The organism is Pseudomonas sp. RV120224-01b (assembly GCF_003208145.1).
In the GTDB taxonomy this organism is placed as follows: Bacteria; Pseudomonadota; Gammaproteobacteria; order Pseudomonadales; family Pseudomonadaceae; genus Aquipseudomonas; species Aquipseudomonas monteilii.
The window spans coordinates 1-16,406 of record NZ_QKMQ01000019.1; the positions used below are offsets into that span (position 1 = coordinate 1).

General features: G+C 61.6%; 13 protein-coding genes. 4 read left to right on the forward strand and 9 right to left on the reverse strand.

The window, feature by feature from the left end:
* The 4 genes from N436_RS23565 to N436_RS23580 form a co-directional block, all read left to right on the forward strand.
* A partial coding sequence (locus N436_RS23565; RefSeq protein WP_256590021.1) for a type VI secretion system Vgr family protein occupies positions 1 to 873 on the forward strand: 873 nt, incomplete at its 5' end.
* Positions 873 to 1,751 carry a DUF4123 domain-containing protein gene (locus N436_RS23570; protein WP_110742077.1) on the forward strand — a complete coding sequence of 293 codons (879 nt, stop codon included), beginning with the start codon at positions 873 to 875 and terminating at the stop codon, positions 1,749 to 1,751. The genes N436_RS23565 and N436_RS23570, both read left to right, overlap by 1 nt.
* A 10-nt stretch (positions 1,752 to 1,761) precedes the next feature.
* Positions 1,762 to 4,440: a T6SS effector BTH_I2691 family protein gene (locus tag N436_RS23575; RefSeq protein ID WP_110742078.1), complete on the forward strand. Its 2,679-nt coding sequence runs from the start codon at positions 1,762 to 1,764 to the stop codon at positions 4,438 to 4,440.
* A complete protein-coding gene (locus tag N436_RS23580; RefSeq protein ID WP_110742079.1) occupies positions 4,440 to 5,579 on the forward strand; it encodes a DUF6708 domain-containing protein in 1,140 nt (379 codons plus the stop codon). Before N436_RS23575 ends, N436_RS23580 begins: the two co-directional genes overlap by 1 nt.
* A 3-nt stretch (positions 5,580 to 5,582) precedes the next feature.
* Here the strand turns inward: N436_RS23580 and N436_RS23585 are convergent, their stop codons facing one another.
* From N436_RS23585 to N436_RS23625, 9 genes are all read right to left on the reverse strand, one after another.
* Positions 5,583 to 6,863 (reverse strand): OprD family porin, encoded by a 1,281-nt coding sequence (locus tag N436_RS23585; protein ID WP_110742080.1) that lies wholly within the window; start codon positions 6,861 to 6,863, stop codon positions 5,583 to 5,585.
* A 43-nt stretch (positions 6,864 to 6,906) separates the two neighbouring features.
* Complete coding sequence (locus N436_RS23590) at positions 6,907 to 8,223, reverse strand: MFS transporter (RefSeq protein WP_105947653.1); 1,317 nt, start codon at positions 8,221 to 8,223, stop codon at positions 6,907 to 6,909.
* Positions 8,224 to 8,289: 66 nt separating this feature from the next.
* Positions 8,290 to 8,814 carry a gamma carbonic anhydrase family protein gene (locus N436_RS23595; protein WP_105947652.1) on the reverse strand — a complete coding sequence of 175 codons (525 nt, stop codon included), beginning with the start codon at positions 8,812 to 8,814 and terminating at the stop codon, positions 8,290 to 8,292.
* Positions 8,815 to 8,826: 12 nt separating this feature from the next.
* Complete coding sequence (locus N436_RS23600) at positions 8,827 to 10,017, reverse strand: CaiB/BaiF CoA-transferase family protein (protein WP_105947651.1); 1,191 nt, start codon at positions 10,015 to 10,017, stop codon at positions 8,827 to 8,829.
* Between the two features lie 24 nt (positions 10,018 to 10,041).
* Entirely contained in the window at positions 10,042 to 10,971 is a 930-nt protein-coding gene (locus N436_RS23605) for a hydroxymethylglutaryl-CoA lyase (RefSeq protein WP_110742081.1), read from the reverse strand.
* A gap of 98 nt (positions 10,972 to 11,069) precedes the next feature.
* Positions 11,070 to 11,981: a LysR family transcriptional regulator gene (locus N436_RS23610; protein ID WP_110742130.1), complete on the reverse strand. Its 912-nt coding sequence runs from the start codon at positions 11,979 to 11,981 to the stop codon at positions 11,070 to 11,072.
* 204 nt (positions 11,982 to 12,185) lie between these two features.
* Positions 12,186 to 14,609 carry a TonB-dependent siderophore receptor gene (locus tag N436_RS23615; protein WP_105947649.1) on the reverse strand — a complete coding sequence of 808 codons (2,424 nt, stop codon included), beginning with the start codon at positions 14,607 to 14,609 and terminating at the stop codon, positions 12,186 to 12,188.
* Positions 14,610 to 14,704: 95 nt separating this feature from the next.
* Complete coding sequence (locus N436_RS23620; RefSeq protein ID WP_256589726.1) at positions 14,705 to 15,673, reverse strand: FecR domain-containing protein; 969 nt, start codon at positions 15,671 to 15,673, stop codon at positions 14,705 to 14,707.
* Positions 15,670 to 16,197: a sigma-70 family RNA polymerase sigma factor gene (locus N436_RS23625; protein ID WP_105947648.1), complete on the reverse strand. Its 528-nt coding sequence runs from the start codon at positions 16,195 to 16,197 to the stop codon at positions 15,670 to 15,672. The genes N436_RS23620 and N436_RS23625 overlap by 4 nt, the downstream gene beginning before the upstream one ends.
* Positions 16,198 to 16,406: the final 209 nt, after the last annotated feature.

A 16,406-nucleotide genomic window follows, 5' to 3' on the forward strand; every position in this document is an offset into this window, starting at 1 on the left:
GGCTGGGCCGGTGGCAGTTGGGGCTCGATGGCCATTCCGCGCATCGGCCAGGACGTGATCATCCAGTACGTCAACGGCGACCCGGACCAGCCGATGATCACCGGGCGCACCTACTGCGGTGATCAGTTACCGCCCTACGACCTGCCCGAACACAAGACACGCATGACCATCAAGAGCCAGACCCATAAAGGTGATGGTTACAACGAACTGCGTTTCGAGGACGAACTGGGCAAAGAGGAAGTGTTCATCCATGCCCAGCGGGACCAGAACAACATCGTCAAACACGACGATACCACGCAAGTGGGCAACGATCGCACCGAACGCGTCGAACGGGACGAAACGATTTCGATTGGGCAGGACCGTCTTGAAGACGTTGCCCGGAACGAGACCGTAAGCATCGGCCAGAACCGGACACATGAAGTTGGCAATGACGACAGCCTGAGCATTGGCCGCACCCACACCATCACCACAGGCAAGGACCGAATCGAACACGTCGGCAATCACCGGCAGGACCTCACCAAGGCCAACCACACGGTAGAGATCGGTGGCCATCTCGAACAGGTCGTGGCCGGTCACAGCACATTGCAGACCGGCGAGGCTATTCGGCACACCACCAAGGTTTACGACATCCAGGTCAGCGAAAGCCTGACGATCAGAAGCCCGGCAGGTCTTCTGCGAATCGACGGCGCCGGCATCACGCTGGACGGCCTTGCGCTGGACTTCAAGGGGCCGGTCAGCCAGCAGGCCAAGGGCAGCCAGCGCATGACTGCCACTTCGGGCGTACCTGAGCCTGGGGAGCCGATTTGTCTGAGTTGCTTGCTCAAAGCCATCGCCGCCGGCCACAACATGATTCCCATGGAGGGTGCCAGCTGATGCCCAGCCCATTCATCAGAGCAATGGTAGAAGTGCTACGCACATCCGACCGCTATCGCCTGAGTGCCGTCGTTGAAATGGCCAACCTTTCACCCCGGGCCCGGGAAACGCTGACCCAACATTACACGGGGCGCTGCTGGCCTTTGTTACAACAGGCCCAATTCAGCAATTTACGCGCGGTAGGCCCCTGGTTGTTCGGCTCCAGGCCAGGTTCCGATGTCTCAGGCCAGTACGATTTCCAGTGGCAGCTGGAGCAAGGTGCAACGGGTGCGGTGAGTGGCTGGATAGTCAGCGCGCTGCCAGCCGCCCAGCTTGTACAGCACTTGAGCCAGGCCAACTCCGTTACCGGGCCGGATGGCCACGCTTACCTGTTGCGCTACCACACCGCAGCCGTCCTGCAAGTGTTGGATACCTGCCGCGAGTTGCCTGGCGTGACCGAGTGGTTGGCGCCCATTCATTGCTGGTGGGCCCCGGTGGCGCATCCGCACAAGAGGTTGTGGGTGCAAATCGCTGGCGGCGACCAGCCTCGCATGATCCATGTCCCGCCCATCACCCTGAGCGAAGACTGCTGGGCAGCCTTGGCCGGCGACCCGCTGAGCTATCAACTTGCCGAAATGCTGAAGCACGAGCCGTCCTGCGCGGCCTTTACGGCTGTCTGCCACGGTACGCGGGTTGGCCTGATCCAGCACCACCTGAATCAGGCCCGTGAACAAGGGCTGGACCGCGAGCAGGACTTGATCAGCTATGTGCTGATGATGGCCCGCAACGGTGAACAACTATCTGAAACGCCTGCCTGGCAAGACGCAATCGCGGCTACCCGCACGCAGCAAACACCCCTGATCGACAACGTGCAGCGATGCTTGCACGCCAAGGACTGAGGTACACAACATGGACTCGCTTACCGAAACCCTCGAACTTTGCCGGCGCATCACCACCGGCTACCGCCCTGCCCTGCGCAACAGCCCGGTCGCCGACTGCACCCGCCGCTTCGAGCTGCTACCCCTGCGCTACGCCGCTGTCGGCGGCAACCCGGCACAACGCGCCCGCCTGCCCAAACTGCCGGGTTATCTCAGCCCGTTCCAGGACGTGGGCGAGATGACCCACTCCGGTTACGCCATCCGCCCCCTGCGTGAGGGCTTTCTTTACCTGCTGATCAAGCGCCACAGCGCAGATGCCTACGAATGGCACAGCCAGTATCGTGTGGCACCCAACGGGTCACTGCAGTACATCAGCGCCGACGCGCCGTGGGAGCCCGCCCCCCTCACTGGCAATCTGGATGACATCATCCGCAGCTTCGGCTGGACCATCACCCTCTACGATCTCGACGACATCCAGGAACTGCGTCCGCTGTTCAGCCCTTCCCCCCTCACCCCGCGCCTGCTCGACAACTACCGCCTGCTCGAAGACGAATACCGCAACAGCCTGCCCGCCATCGATATCGCCCGCTTCATCCAGCCCTCCGACGCCCCGCCGCAGCCCCACGTGCTCAAGCACGACCAACTGAACTGGGTAGCCGACTTCAAGGCCCGGGACGATGCCGACCTGCAAGCGCTGCTGGACCTGCAACCCTTCAACAACGACCAGATCGTCTCGCCCCACGCCTCACGCCAGGCCCTGGCGCCGCCAGTGAACCAGACCAAACCCCGTGGCGCCGCCATCGTGATCGAAGACGCCATCGGCATTACCCAGGAGCTCAACGCCTGGCGCAATGCCGCGGTCGATGATGTGAAAACGAAATGGCTGGAACGCACCGTGGAACCCGGCGTGGACAACGAGCGCAAGCTGCTGGTGGCGCAATCGTTTCTGGAGATCGAAAAGCTCTACCCGCAGATGGTGACCGAGCAGATCGTCAAGCGCGAAGTCATGGCCGAGCAAGTGCGCAACCAGCCTCACCTGCATGCGGAGATCTACGCTTTTTCCGAACGGGCCAGGCAGCAAGCCGACGCCCATGACGAACGCATGAAGCCGCACATGGCGCAGTTCGAGCGCGACATCCGCGCCAAGGTCCAGGCACGCCAGGACGCCGGCGAATTCAGCAAGAAGTTCGATCAGAAATACGGCCACCTGGTCGACCGCCAGGCCATGCACGATCAGCTCGACGCGTTCGAGCAGGCCATGCAACAGGCCCAGCAAGCCGCCGAAGACCGCGCCAAGGACCATGCCCGCTGGGTGATCAGCGAACGCCTGCTGCAAGCGCTGGACCGCTACGACAACGCCGACCTGATCAGCGGCCTGGCCTTTGCCGAGCAGACCGGCCAGTGCGTGATCGGCATGGAGCTGAGCGACTGGGGCACGAAAGTGCTGGACCATTGGTGGCGCAGTGACGTGGCGGACCGGGGCAACCTGGCGATGCGCGGCATCAGCTACAACCAGGACGACATCCGGGAAGAGCTGGCGGCGCTGCTGGCGGCTGCCAAAGCTGAACCACCGGCAGAGTCATCCTTCGTGCTGCGCGAAGCGCTCGCCCGACAGGCGCACATCGCCGCGAACGCCTTTGGGCGTATCAACTCGCTGTACGAGGAACTGCAAAAGCAGAACAACACCGCCAGCATCGGCCTGCATGCCTGGTATGTTGTGCTGGGGCGACAGGTACTGCGCACCGGCGCCCCCAGCAGTGCGGACCGGGCGCTGCACCATGGCTTGCGACTGACGTTGTTTGCGTCGGTGCATGAGGCCGCGCTCGACATTCGTCTGAGCGAAGCCGCTCGAAATGGACAATCGCTCAGTTCTCAACGCAGCGGTGGCCAGATTGCACGCTTTCTGGACCAGGCCTGGGCTGAAAGCTTGATGCAAGCAGACGGCAAGAAGAGTGACTTCTATAAAGTGCGTGCCGCCAGCTTGGTCTGCCTGCTGGAAGGCATGCTGATGGCGTTCAAAGCGCGGGAGCTGCCCGAGAGCGATGCGCGGGTGAAAACCGAACTTTTGGCGGCCGCGATGACCACGGCGGCGGCGGGCTTTGAAATTGGCGCCAGCTATGTGGACCAAGTGGTAGCTCGATACGGCGCTAAGAGTGTGACCGGGAAAGGGGCAGCAGCGACTTTGGGAAGGTTGAAACTGTGGGGCGCTGGATTGGCGGGTATCGGAGGTTCGCTGCTCGCGTGGTGGGATTTCACAGATTGGTATGAACATTTCAACAATAGTCACGTTGGACGCACCAAACAGACTCAAAAAAGATCGAGGATTTTAGCCACTACGTACCTTGTAAGAGGGATGGCGACAATAACCCTTTCGTTGGCTGAGTTAGGAACGGCCATTGCGATTGCAAAACCTCTCTTCGACTACCTGTCTCAGAACGCTAAAACAAAAGCCGTGCGTGCGCTTTCCAAGTCTATGAGTATTTTAGCAAAAAACCTTGGAACGCAAGCCGCTCGCCTATTGCTTGCGCGCTTAATACTAGGAGCATTTTGGGTAGGTCTGGCCTTGACGATAATAATCTACATATTCGAAGACGACGCACTGGAAAAATGGTGCAAACGCAGCACTTACCGCTTAATAAAAAGCTCTAAGCCCTATTCGGACGAAGAAGAACTGGCAGAACTATACTCAGCTTTCAGTGAGGTCCTTTAATGTACTTGGTCGAATGGGGGTTCTGGAAAATGGCCACTGAATCCGAGGCCGCACGTAAAGCATACGAAGCGGAACTGACACCCAAAGAAAAGCGCGATAGCCAGGATTTATATGAAAACGAGATAGAAGAAGAAATGCACTTCCGATCCGTCAGTGACACACCAATTTCTAGAGGACCTGTTTTTGCTTTTAACGACACCTTTTTAGAAATGCGCTGCGGAGGTTCAGAAGAAAAGCGTGGCCTTATCACACTCGCAATGCTCGGGGCTATCGCTCCTGCCATCGCTGCCGCACTCATCACAACCACTGGTTTTCTATGGATGGATATCACGGATCCTGAAGGGCGATCCGCAGTCACGCTTCTGACCACAGTTATAATGTTCTCAGTTACATCAGCCATACTCTACCTTTACTCAAAATATGGAATACATCTAACCAGGCTGGAAATGCTGACCAGCCGCCATTTGCTGATTCGCTTCAATCGAAAGACTCAACAGGTCCATCTTCATCGCCCCAGCTATTGTGGGGGGATAGTAACCTTCCCATGGAAGGCAACGTGGAGCACGGGCATCAGTTCGGAAGACGATTGGCTTAGCACCGGAATACGACTTGCCCTAATCTGGCACCCGAGCCGTACCGGCCTCCCGCACATGGAAATAGCCCAGATCGGCAAACAAGGCCAAGGCGGCAGTGAACTCCGCGACGAGTGGGAGTTCATCCGCCGCTACATGGAGGAAGGTCCGCACGCCGTCCCCCGCCCTCGCCTGAGTACCCAGCTACCCTCACCCATCCAGGCCTTCGGCGCCCAGTTCGAAGGCCTTGGCCGCTTCTTCCGCAAAAGCAGTTGGCTGTTCAAAGTCGTCCTGCTCATGATCTGGCCCGCCTTCGTCATCGTAGGTACCGGCCATTGGCTCAGCCTGCTGCTGTGCTGGCGACCGCGCTGGCCAAAGGTGATCCGCGAGGCGGGTATGCCTGGCAAACCCGTCCCACCGGTGACGATCCTCAGCGACTACCCGCCCGCCATTCAAGAGCGCCTGCTTGCCAACGCCGATCTCTGGCAGCTCAAGCCTGGCAAGCGTCCGGAGAAAAAACCACGCAAACCGCGTACGCCGAAATCGAAGGGTGCGCCGACCCCATGATGTTCAAAATTCGACCGTGTACCCCACAAGCACCCGGTTCTCATCCGCCGCATCGGCAAAGTTCGAGCGCATGCTCGCATTTCGCCAACGTAGCGACACATTCCTGAGTGGCCCCGACTGCACCACGTAGGTGATATCCGTGGTGCGCTCCCACTCCCGCCCTTCTCCATCGCCTGCCGCCAGCGCCCTGCCCTTCGCGCTGGTTATACGCTGCGGCTCCACCTGGTCACCCTTCACATAGCGCACATTGAACGTAAGCCCCGGGATACCCAAGGCGGCGAAGTTGTAGTCGTAGCGCAGCATCCACGCACGCTCGTTGGCCAGGGCAAAGGTGCTGACCTGCTGCTCACTGAACAGGTAGGTATCGGTACCGCCCACATAGGCGTACGCCGTGTCACCGCTCACCTTCTGATTACCACCGCTGAACGTGTGGCCCTGAATGCTGTAGCCGACGTTGGTGCTGAGGGTGTGGTTGTCGACTTCACCCAGCAATGCCCGGCCTTGCTGGCGAGCATTGAACCAGCGCCACTCGGTGAAGACATCCCCCGGCCCTAGGCGGGTCTTGAATTTGAACCCGGCAAAATCACGCCGGAACAGGTCTTCGAGCGTGCTGGTGTGCAGGCTGAGGGTCAGGTTGTTCGATGGCAGGTAGTCGACAGCGGCGTAGTACAGCCGGTCAGTGGTGACCGTTGCCGAATAGGCCCCTTGCTGCGCCATGGCCGTCAGGTCCTCAAAGTCGGTGGAGTCGCGCAATTTGGTGGCATCTACCTGCAACAGGGTGAACACCAACCGGTCCAGATCCTTGCTCACCAGTTGCGCGCCGTTGAACCATTGCGGGAACAGTCGACTGGTGTTGGACGCCAACAGCGGCAACTGCGGGCTCAGGCCACCGGCTTTCAACTCGGTCTGCGCCAGCCTGGCCTTGAACGTGGCCACAGCCTTGGCGTAGTCACCCGCAGCACGCTTGTCACTGCCTCGGGGCAGCAGCCCCGTTCCGCTGCGGTCTGGCGAGGAGTCGAGCTTGAATCCAAGCATGCCTGCCGCATCCAGGCCGACGCCAACCACGCCGTCGGTATAGCCGGACTGCAAGCGCAGCATGAAGCCCTGAGCCCATTCGGCACGCCGCGATTGCGTGGCGCTGTCACCGTGAAAGTCGCGGTCGAAGTAGAAATTGCGCAGTTCCAGGTTACCGCTGCCGTCATCGATGAAGGCAGCCTGGGCGGTTTGGCAGGCGCAGCAAAGCGCCGCGAGCATCAGCGATGCTCGCCGGAAAAGAATGATCATGGGTGTGCCTTGTTCTTGTTGTTGTTCGAAGACTCAGCGCCAATCAGCTTTTGGGGTTGCGCACATAGCGCATCACCACCAGGCAGGCGATCAGGATCAGCGGGGCGATCGAAAGCATGCCCATGTAGGTACTGCCGGTAAGGTCATTGATCTTGCCCACCATCACCGGTGCAACAATGCCGCTCAGTTGCCCCACCGAGTTGATCGCAGCGGTGCCGGTGGCGATCGCAAGCCCCGAGAAGGTCGACTGGGGAATGGTCCAGAAGATCGGGATGGCGATAAAGGTGCCTGCGGTGGCCAGCACCAGTGCAGCCATCATCGCCAGTGACGAGTCGGAAAACAGGCACGCCAGCAGATAGCCGATGGCCGCTGCAAGCAGGCAGTACACCAGGTAGCGCTTGCGTTCACCGGTACGGTCGGAGCGCCGGGTCAGCAGCACCATGCCGATACAGGCCACCGCATAGGGTAACGCCGACAACACGCCGACCCAGAGCATGTCCTGCACGCCCGATGACTTGATCAGGTGTGGCATCCAGAAGTTAAGGCCATAGGACGCGGTTTTGACCACGTAGTAGATGAACGCCATGATCGCGACTTCACGGGTCAGCAGTACCCGCCAGATCGAGCCGAGGATGGGTTTTTCGGTGCGTTTGTCCTGAGCCAGGTTTTCCTTCAACACGTCTTTTTCTTCACGGCTCAACCATTTCGCCGCGTCGATGTCGCGGTCCAGCTTCCACAACACCAGCAGGCCCAGCACCACGCACGGCAGGCCAGACATCAGGAACAACCAGTGCCAACCGGCCAGGCCCAGCACGCCGTCCATTGTCCCCAGCAAAAAGCCCGCTGCCGGGCCACCCACCGCGCCGGCCAGCGGCACGGCAAGGAACCACAAGCCATTCATCTTTGCCAGGTGTTTGCGGGGGAACCAGCACGCCAGGTAGAACAGGATCGCCGGGCCGAAACCGGCCTCCATCACCCCGATCAAAAAGCGCAGGAAGTACAGGGTGTATTGGGTATAGGCAAACACCAGTGCGGCCGTGGCCAGGCCCCACGACACCATGATCCGGCAGATCCAGGCCGGCGCACCGTAGCGTTTCAGGCCCAGGCTGCTGGGCACCTCGAACAATACATAGCCGACGAAGAACATGCTTGCGGCCAGGCCATAGGCGGCATCGCTCAGGCCCAGTTCCTGCTGCATCTGGGCTTTGGCGAAACTGATGTTGATACGGTCGAAGTACGAGAACAGGAAGCAGATGATGGCCAGCGGCATGATGCGCCAGGCCACGCGGCGGTAAAGCAGCAGTTCGTTGATGTGGCTGTCGGTGCGCTCACGCGCCAGTTCGCCGGTCATGGCAACCATGGTGGATCTCCATTCTTGTAATTATTGGAGAGCAGCAGCGCCTCGGCGGGCGCCGTTTGCAGGTTTTCAGCGGATGCGGATCAGTTTTTCCTTGAAGGCCTGGCCTTTGCCAACGTATTCGGTGGCGTTGCGCCGCATGGCGGCGATGGCGTCCGGTGTCAGTTCGCGCACCAGCTTGGCCGGCGCCCCCAGGATCAACGAGTTGTCCGGAAACACCTTGCCCTCGGTGACGATTGCGCCAGCACCGACCAGGCAGTTATTGCCGATGACCGCGCCGTTGAGCACTACCGCCTGGATGCCAATCAGCGCCCCATCACCAATGGTGCAGCCATGCAGCATGGCCTGGTGGCCGATGGTGACGCCCTGCCCCACGGTCAGCGCAAAGCCCGGGTCGGCATGCAGCACCGCGCCTTCCTGTACATTGCTGTGCTGGCCAATCCGGATGGGTTCGTTGTCTCCGCGCAGCACGGCCTGTGGCCATATGCTGACACCTTGTTCGAGGGTAACGTCCCCGATCACGCTGGCATCCTCGGCAACGTAGGTTTCCGGGTGCAGGCTGGGCGCAAGGGTGTCGTATTGATAGATCGCCATCTCAAGCCCTCCTCACGCCGCGTCGTCGGTTTTCAACACACCCGCCGCGCACAGCTCGGCAATGTGTGCATCGCTATAGCCCAGGTCGCGCATCACCTGCCGGGTATGCTCGCCAATCCGCGCAATTGCTCGGCGCGGTTGCAGGCGCTGGCCGTCCAGCGACAGCGGCAGCAACGGCATCGGCGTGTGGCTGCCGTCTTCCAGTTGCAAGTCGGCCATGCCGCCGCTCTGTTGCAGGTGTGGGTCATCGAACAATTCTTCCGGGCGGCGGATGGGGGCGAAGGGAATGCCATTGGCTTCCAGCTGCAGTGCCAATTGCCCGGCGTTCAGCGGTGCGAATAACTCGGCCAGGTGTGCGAGCAAGCGCGGCCGTTGCAACACGCGGTCGTTATTGCTGGCCAGCGCAGGGTCATCCAGCAAGGCCGTCTGCCCCAGCAGCTGGCACAGCGCATGCCACTGCCCTTCACCGGTGGCGGCGACAAACATCTGCTCGCCACCGGCGAACGTGAACACGTCATAGATGGCCCAGGCACTGATACGATTGGGCATCGGCGCCGCTGCCTCGCCAGTGACCACGTACTGCTGCATATGCTGGGCGGCCAGCAGCACGCAGTTCTCGTACAGGGCGCTTTGTACTTCGCGGCCGGTGCCGGTGGTGTGGCGCTCGTTGAGCGCGGCCAGCACGCCGATGGCACCGAACATGCCGCCCATGATGTCGTTCACCGAGCTGCCCGCGCGCAGCGGGCGGCCCACTGGCCCGGTCATGTAGGCCAGGCCGGCCATCATCTGCACCACCTCGTCCAGCGCCAGGCGGTTGTCATAGGGCCCGCTGAGGAAGCCCTTGTGCGAGGCGTAGATCAACCGAGGGTTACGCTGGCGAAGCGCGGCGTAGTCCAGGCCCAGCTTGCGCATGCGCCCGGGCTTGAAGTTCTCGATGAACACATCGGCGGTGTCGATCAGCTGCAGCACGGCCTCACGGCCCTCACGCGTTTCGACGTCGACGGCGATGCATTGCTTGTTGCGGTTGAACGTGCGGAAAAAACCCGCCCCTGCACCCAGCAGCCGGCGCGTGCCGTCGCCACGCACCGGTTCGATCTTGATCACTTCGGCGCCAAGGTCACCGAGGATCATGCCGCAGGTCGGGCCCATGACCATGTGCGAAATCTCGACGACACGAATGCCGTCCAAGGGAAGTCTGGACATCGTGATATTCCTCGTGCGTGCGGGTCAGGCGTGGTGGGCTGCATTGGCGAAGTCGAGCGGCAATCCGGCGCGGGCAATGCAACCGTAAAGTGGCTCGTCCGGCAGCGCTTCACTCAGTACCCGGCGCGACTCGATCAGCGCAGACAGGTCGATACCCGTGTCGTAGCCCATGCTCTGCAGCATGAACACCAGGTCTTCGGTGACGGTATTACCAGACGCGCCAGGGGCAAACGGGCAGCCCCCCAGGCCAGCCAGCGAGGCGTCCAGCTCGCGGATGCCCTGTTGCACCGCAACCAGGCTGTTGGCCAGGGCCAGGCCACGGGTGTCATGGAAATGCGCAGCCTTTAGACGATCACCGGCAAGCGCACGCACAGCCTGCAGCACCGTTGTCACCTGGCCCGGGTTGGCGTAGCCCGTGGTGTCGCCTAACGAGACCAGGTCACTACCGGCTTCGAGCACGTGGCGGGTCAGTGCGCAGAGGTCGGCCAGCGGCACTTCACCCTGGCGGGTGCAGCCAAAGGCCACTGACATGCCCGCCATGACCTGCACCTCATGCAGGCCCATTTCGGTACGCAGCTGGCACATGCGCCGCAGTTCCTCGACCATTTCCATGGGTGTGCGCCGCACGTTGGCCAGGCTGTGCGCCTTGCTGACCGATACCGGGGCGACGATTCGGTGGGCGCCGGACTCAAGCGCGTCCCGGGCACCACGCAGGTTCGGGGCCAGCACGGTGACGTGCAAGCCCGGGTATGTGAGGGCATGGGCCACCACTTCGCGGGCATCGGCCATTTGTGGCAGCAAGCGCGCCGGCACAAACGAGGCGACTTCCATGTGGCGCACGCCAGCGGCGTAGGCGGCGTCGATCCAGCGGCGCTTGGCGGCCGTCGGCATGATTGTCTGCAGGCTCTGCAAGCCATCGCGCATGCCGACTTCGTTGATTGTTATTGTTGTCATCACGGTCTCTCTGTCTGAAGCGTTGCGCCAGACTAAGAGCTGCATGACAAGCAGAAAAGACGTGTTTCGCGGGCTGATCCATCGTCAGCCACGATGGATCAGCCTGCCACTTGCCAGGCCGGTGCGCGCAGTAACAGGTGGTCGAGCAGGCGCCGCGCAGACAGCGACAGCGTGTGCCTGTCGCGCATGCAGATGACGAATTCGCCCAGCGCCCAGTCGTCGGTCAGCGGAATCACCCGCAGGTCGAACAGCGCTGCATAGCGGGCCACGGCCTCCTGCGGGAACACCGCCAGGCCCAGGCCGAATTGCACCAGACGATACGCAGCGTCAAACGAAGACACATACGAACGAAAGCGCAGCTCCCGGCCGGCCTGTTCTGCACTCTTGCGCATGAAGCTGTTCAAGGTGGCGAACGCCGACAGGCCCAGGTGTTCGTAGGCCAGCGTCTCTTCGAAGGCAACCTGGCTGCGCCCGGCCAAGGGGTGTTCGGCGCCCACCACCACCGCCAGGTGGTCCTGTCGGTAAGGCACGAACTCCAGGTCCCCCACCGCCATGGACTTGCGGCAAATCCCCAGGTCCGCATTGCCCTCCGCCACACCGCGCACCACGTCGGGGCTGAAGCGCTCTTCGATGTCAGCCTGGATCAGCGGGTTTTCCAGCATGAACGCCGAGAGTTCTTCGGGCAGGAACTCCATGATCGAGGACACGTTTGCCAGTACCCGCACATGGCCACGTGCACCTTCGGCGTATTCGCTAAGTTCGCTGTCCAGGCGCTCCATGGCGCGGGTCATTTCCCGGGCATGTCGCAACAGGGCCAGCCCCGCCGGGGTGGGCTCTACGCCGCGTTTGCTGCGTTTGAGCAAGGCGGTGCCAAAGCGCGCCTCGATGTCCGAAATGCGTTTGCTGACGGCGGACGGCGCCATGAAAGCACGCTCGCCGGCGCGGGCGATGGTGCCTTCCTCGCAAACGACGATGAACAGGTTCAGGGACAGGTGGTCGAGGGGCTGCATGGCTTGGCTCGGCGTGAAAAGGTGGAAAGGCTTGAGCAATAATGCCTGTCAATCAAGGATTTTGGGGCTGCTTTGCAGCCCATCGCCGGCAAGCCAGGCTCCCACAGGACCTGTGCAACCTCAAACACTGCGCTGTACCTGTGGGAGCCTGGCTTGCCGGCGATGGGTCGCAAAGCGGCCCCAACTACTTGAATGGACCACCGTTTACAACCGGTAATCAACACTCAGCAACACATTGCGCGGGTCACCAAAGAAGTTGTGGTCGTAGTCGATTGCCCGGTAGTAGCGCCGGTCAAACAGGTTATTGAAGTTGACCGCCACGCTCAAATGCTCATCCACGTCGTAGCCCAGGCGGGCATCCCATACCGCATAACCGCCCTGCTCGCGCCCGTAATAACCGTACCCTGCCGCGTGGCTCTGGGCATTCACCCCAGTGCCCACCGTGACCTGTCGCCAAGCGGCAGGCAACCGGTAGTTGGCCCAGGCCCGGAAGATGTGTTTGGGCGTTTCGGTGTTGCCCGTGATGTTGCCGGCTACGGCAGGCTCTTCATCCAGGTATTTGAGCAGGTTGAGGGTGTAGGCGGCAGACAGTTGCAGGCCAGTCAGTACCTCGCCGCTGATCTCGGCCTCAAGGCCCTGGCTACGCACGGTGCCCGCCGGCCTGTAGCAGGTGCCACCGCAGCGTGCGGCAATGTCCGAACCGACGCTGGCATCTGGCAGCGGGATGTTGTCCTGCTCCATGCGGTACAGCGCCAGCGTGGTGTTGACACGGCCATCGGCCAGTTCGCCTTTCAGGCCGATTTCGTAGCTGTGCCCAGTGCGGGCATCCAGCAGGTTCCCCTGGGCAGTGCGTTGCGTCTGCGGCTTGAAAATTTCGGTATAGCTGGCGTAGGCATTCCACTGCTCATCCAGGGCATAGACCAACCCGGCATAGGGTGTGACCTTGCCATGCGTTTGTGCTGTGCTTCGGGTGACACCCCATGGCCCGTCGGAATCGAAGACGGTGCGGAAGGTGGATACCCGCCCGCCCACAATCAACTGCAAACGGTCGGTCAGCTGGTAGTCGGCAACGCCATACAGCCCCTTCTGCGTGGAGGTGTAGCCGTCGAGCCACTGGTTGGCGGCATAGATCGAGTCGTCTCTGGGCTCGACTGCGCTCGGGGTGTAATCAAAGATATTGATCGGCGTGACGTAGTTGTAGCGGGCACCCCAGATGTCATTGCTCTTGAGTCGCGAGTAATTGCCACCAACAGTGAGGCCAAGGCGTCGGCCGAACAGTGTTACATCACCACTGGCATTCAGGTCACCGCCCCAGTGTTCGGAGAAATAGTCGAAGGCATAGGCGTCGCCCGCCAGGGTATAACCAGGCCCCATGCGCCCCCGACGCTGCAGGTACTTGAAGTCGTTGAACTCGCGAATGGTCACCAGGCTGCCCTTGAGGGTCCAGTCACCGGGCAGGCGCTGGGTCAGGTCGAGGTAGTAGGTGTCCTGGGTCTTGTCCCAGTTGTCCCAGCGCGCGCCCAAATAGGTGGAACGGCCTACATGGGGCATGCTGCCGTTGCTGTAGTTGGGGATACCCATCATGTACGGCGTGGCATCGACCCGTTCGTGACTATAGCCCAGACCCAGCAGCGTACTGTCTGTGAGGTCGTAGTCCAGGGCGGCATACAGGGTCTGGTTGTCGCTCTGCACGTAATCGACGAACGACTGGGTGGTGTCGTAGTCCATCACCAGCCGGCCACGCAGGCGCCCTTGCGCATCCAGCGGCGCGCTGGTGTCAACCTGCATGGCGTAGTGATCCCACGAGCCGGCCTTGGCACTGAGGTGCGTTTGCGCCTCGGTCGTCGGACGCTTGCGCACCAGGTTCACTGCACCTGACGGGTCGCCGCCACCTTCCAGCAGGCCTTGCGGGCCACGCAGTATCTCCACGCGGTCCAGGATTGCGGTCTGCCCGGTAAAACTGGAACCTCGGGCATAGAGCTGGCGCTCCAGTGGCACACCGTCGTACTGGAAGCTGTTGATGAAAAACCCTCGGGAATAGAACTGGCTGCCGGTAAAGGAAGGCACCACGGTAATGCCCGGCGAGTTGGCCAGCGCATCGGTCACGCTGGTGATGTCCTGCTCGTCCATGCGCTGGCGGGTAAGCACACTGACCGCTTGCGGGATGTCCTTGATGCGCTTGACACCTTTGCCAATGGTGGCAACAGGCGTCGTGTACGAGCCACTGCCTTCGGTAGCCGGCTCATTCAGGCTGGCGCCAATGGTGGTAGCACCCAGTTCAAGCGTGCCCGCCGCCGCCGCTGGCTGTACCAGGTAGCGGCCATTGCCCATGGCCACAGCGTTAAGGCCACTGCCGGCCAGCAAAACCTGCAAGGCCTGCTCGGCAGAATACCGGCCTTGCAGCGCCTGGCTGCGCTTGCCGCTGAGCAGATGCGGCTCGGCACTCAGATAAAGCCCGGACTGCGCGGCAAATTCGGTCAGGCGCATGTCCAGTGGGCCGGCGGCCAGGTTGAAGGCTTGCGCCTGGTCGGTCTGGCTGGCCTGGGCAACACGGGTAAGCGTGACAGTGAACGGCGTGCTGAGCGCCAGGGCCAGGGCAAGGGGTTGAATACGGTGAACAGGCAGCATCGAGAAGTCCTTGAAGGATCACTGGGCAGTGGGTTCCGGGAGTAATCGGATGACGCAGAAAATCCGGAAGCTGCCAGAAAAACTTTTTTCAGGGCTCAGTCGACAGGCTCCACACTCACCCACCACGGCAGGCGCCGCTCGATGCGTACCGGGAGCGTGTGCGCCAGCATTTCCAGGGCTTGGTCGGTGTCGTGCAGCGGGTAGGAACCCATGATGCGCAAATCAGCCACCTCGGGTGCGACGCCCATGTAGCCGGGGCGGTAACGTGCCAGCTCGGCCACCAGGCTGCGCAGGTCGGTATCACGCGCCAGCAGTACACCTTCCCGCCAGCTTTCGCGCATTGCTGCGGCCTCGTGCTGGTCGGTAAAGCGCTGGCTGTCGAAGCTGACCGCCCGGCCCGCTATTACGCGCTGCTGTAAGCCGGATTCGGCGCAGCGTGCCAGAACTTCGCCGGCAAATACCGACAGCTGCGTGCGGCCGTCATCCTGCAACACACTGAAGCGCGTGCCCAAAGGCTGCAGGCTGCCTTGGCGGGTATGCACCTGCAACGGCCGCGCATCGGCAGCGGTAACGATCAGTACTTCGCCACGGTACAGGTAAAGCGCGCGGTGCCGGGCATCGAAACGCACATCGACGGCACTGCCACTGTTCAGCCACAGGCGCGTCCCATCGGAAAGCAGGCGCTCCTCGACCTGGCCGATGGCAGTGTGCAGGTTGGCCTGCGAGGCCAGCCAGGATTGACGCAGCCCACCTTGCCAGCCTAGCCAGCCAAGCACACCGACACCGCTTACGGTCAATACGCCGCGCAGCATGGCTCGCCGCGATTGATCACCATGGCGTATCTGCTTCAGCACGTTACTGGCGCTGTCAGCTTCTGGCTGCAACGGTGCAAAACGCTCGCTGACCCGCTCGACGAAAGCCCAGGCCTGACGATGTGCCTCATCCGTCACCAGCCATTGCTCCAAAGCCATTCGCAGCGCCAGGTCGCCTGGGTGCCCGGCCAGGCGCGCATACCAGTCGGCGGCCTGCTGCAACACGCGGTGGTCCAAGGCCTGAATACTCACAGCACCTTCAACCCGGCCAGCTCAGCCTCAAGCACTGCACAGTGGAACATGGCCTTCGCCATGTAACTGGTCACGGTCCGCTCGCTTACCCCTAATTGTTCGGCAATGGCGCGGTAACCCAGGCCATGCACCTGGGCCAAGACGAACGCCTCGGCCACGGTCGCGGGCAGTCGTTCGAGCATGGCCTGCACCTGTAACAGGGTTTCCAGCATCAAGGCCCGGTGCTCCTCACTGGGCTGGAAGGCTTCGGGGCGCTCAGCCATTACTTCCAGCCACGCCTGCTCCACCCGACGGCGGCGCCAGAAGTCGACGCACATGTTGCGTGACATCGCACCCAGAAAGGCCTTGGCGTCAGCGTCACTGGCAAAGGTGCGGGGTTTGCTGAGCAAGCGTAGGAAAACGTCATGAGCCAGTTCAGCGGCGTCGTGCGCATTGCCTAGCTTGTGACGGAACAGGTTGCGGACCCAGCCGTGGTGCAGGTGGTAGAGGCTGCCGACGTCTGAAGGTGGGGGTGATGGGGGCATCGGGGCACGGCACTCCATTGCGGACAAGCATGACGCATGCATCAAATAAGAATTGTTATCAATATTAGGAGTATCTGGAGCCTGGCACAACTGTTGGGTCGCGAGGGCCTGCCCCAATCCCCAACTCTGGGGGAACGGTGCCCACCATCAACGATGTGTGAAAGGCCCTGGTTTAAAACTGGATCCCTTGTGCCGCAAGGCCTGCAAGG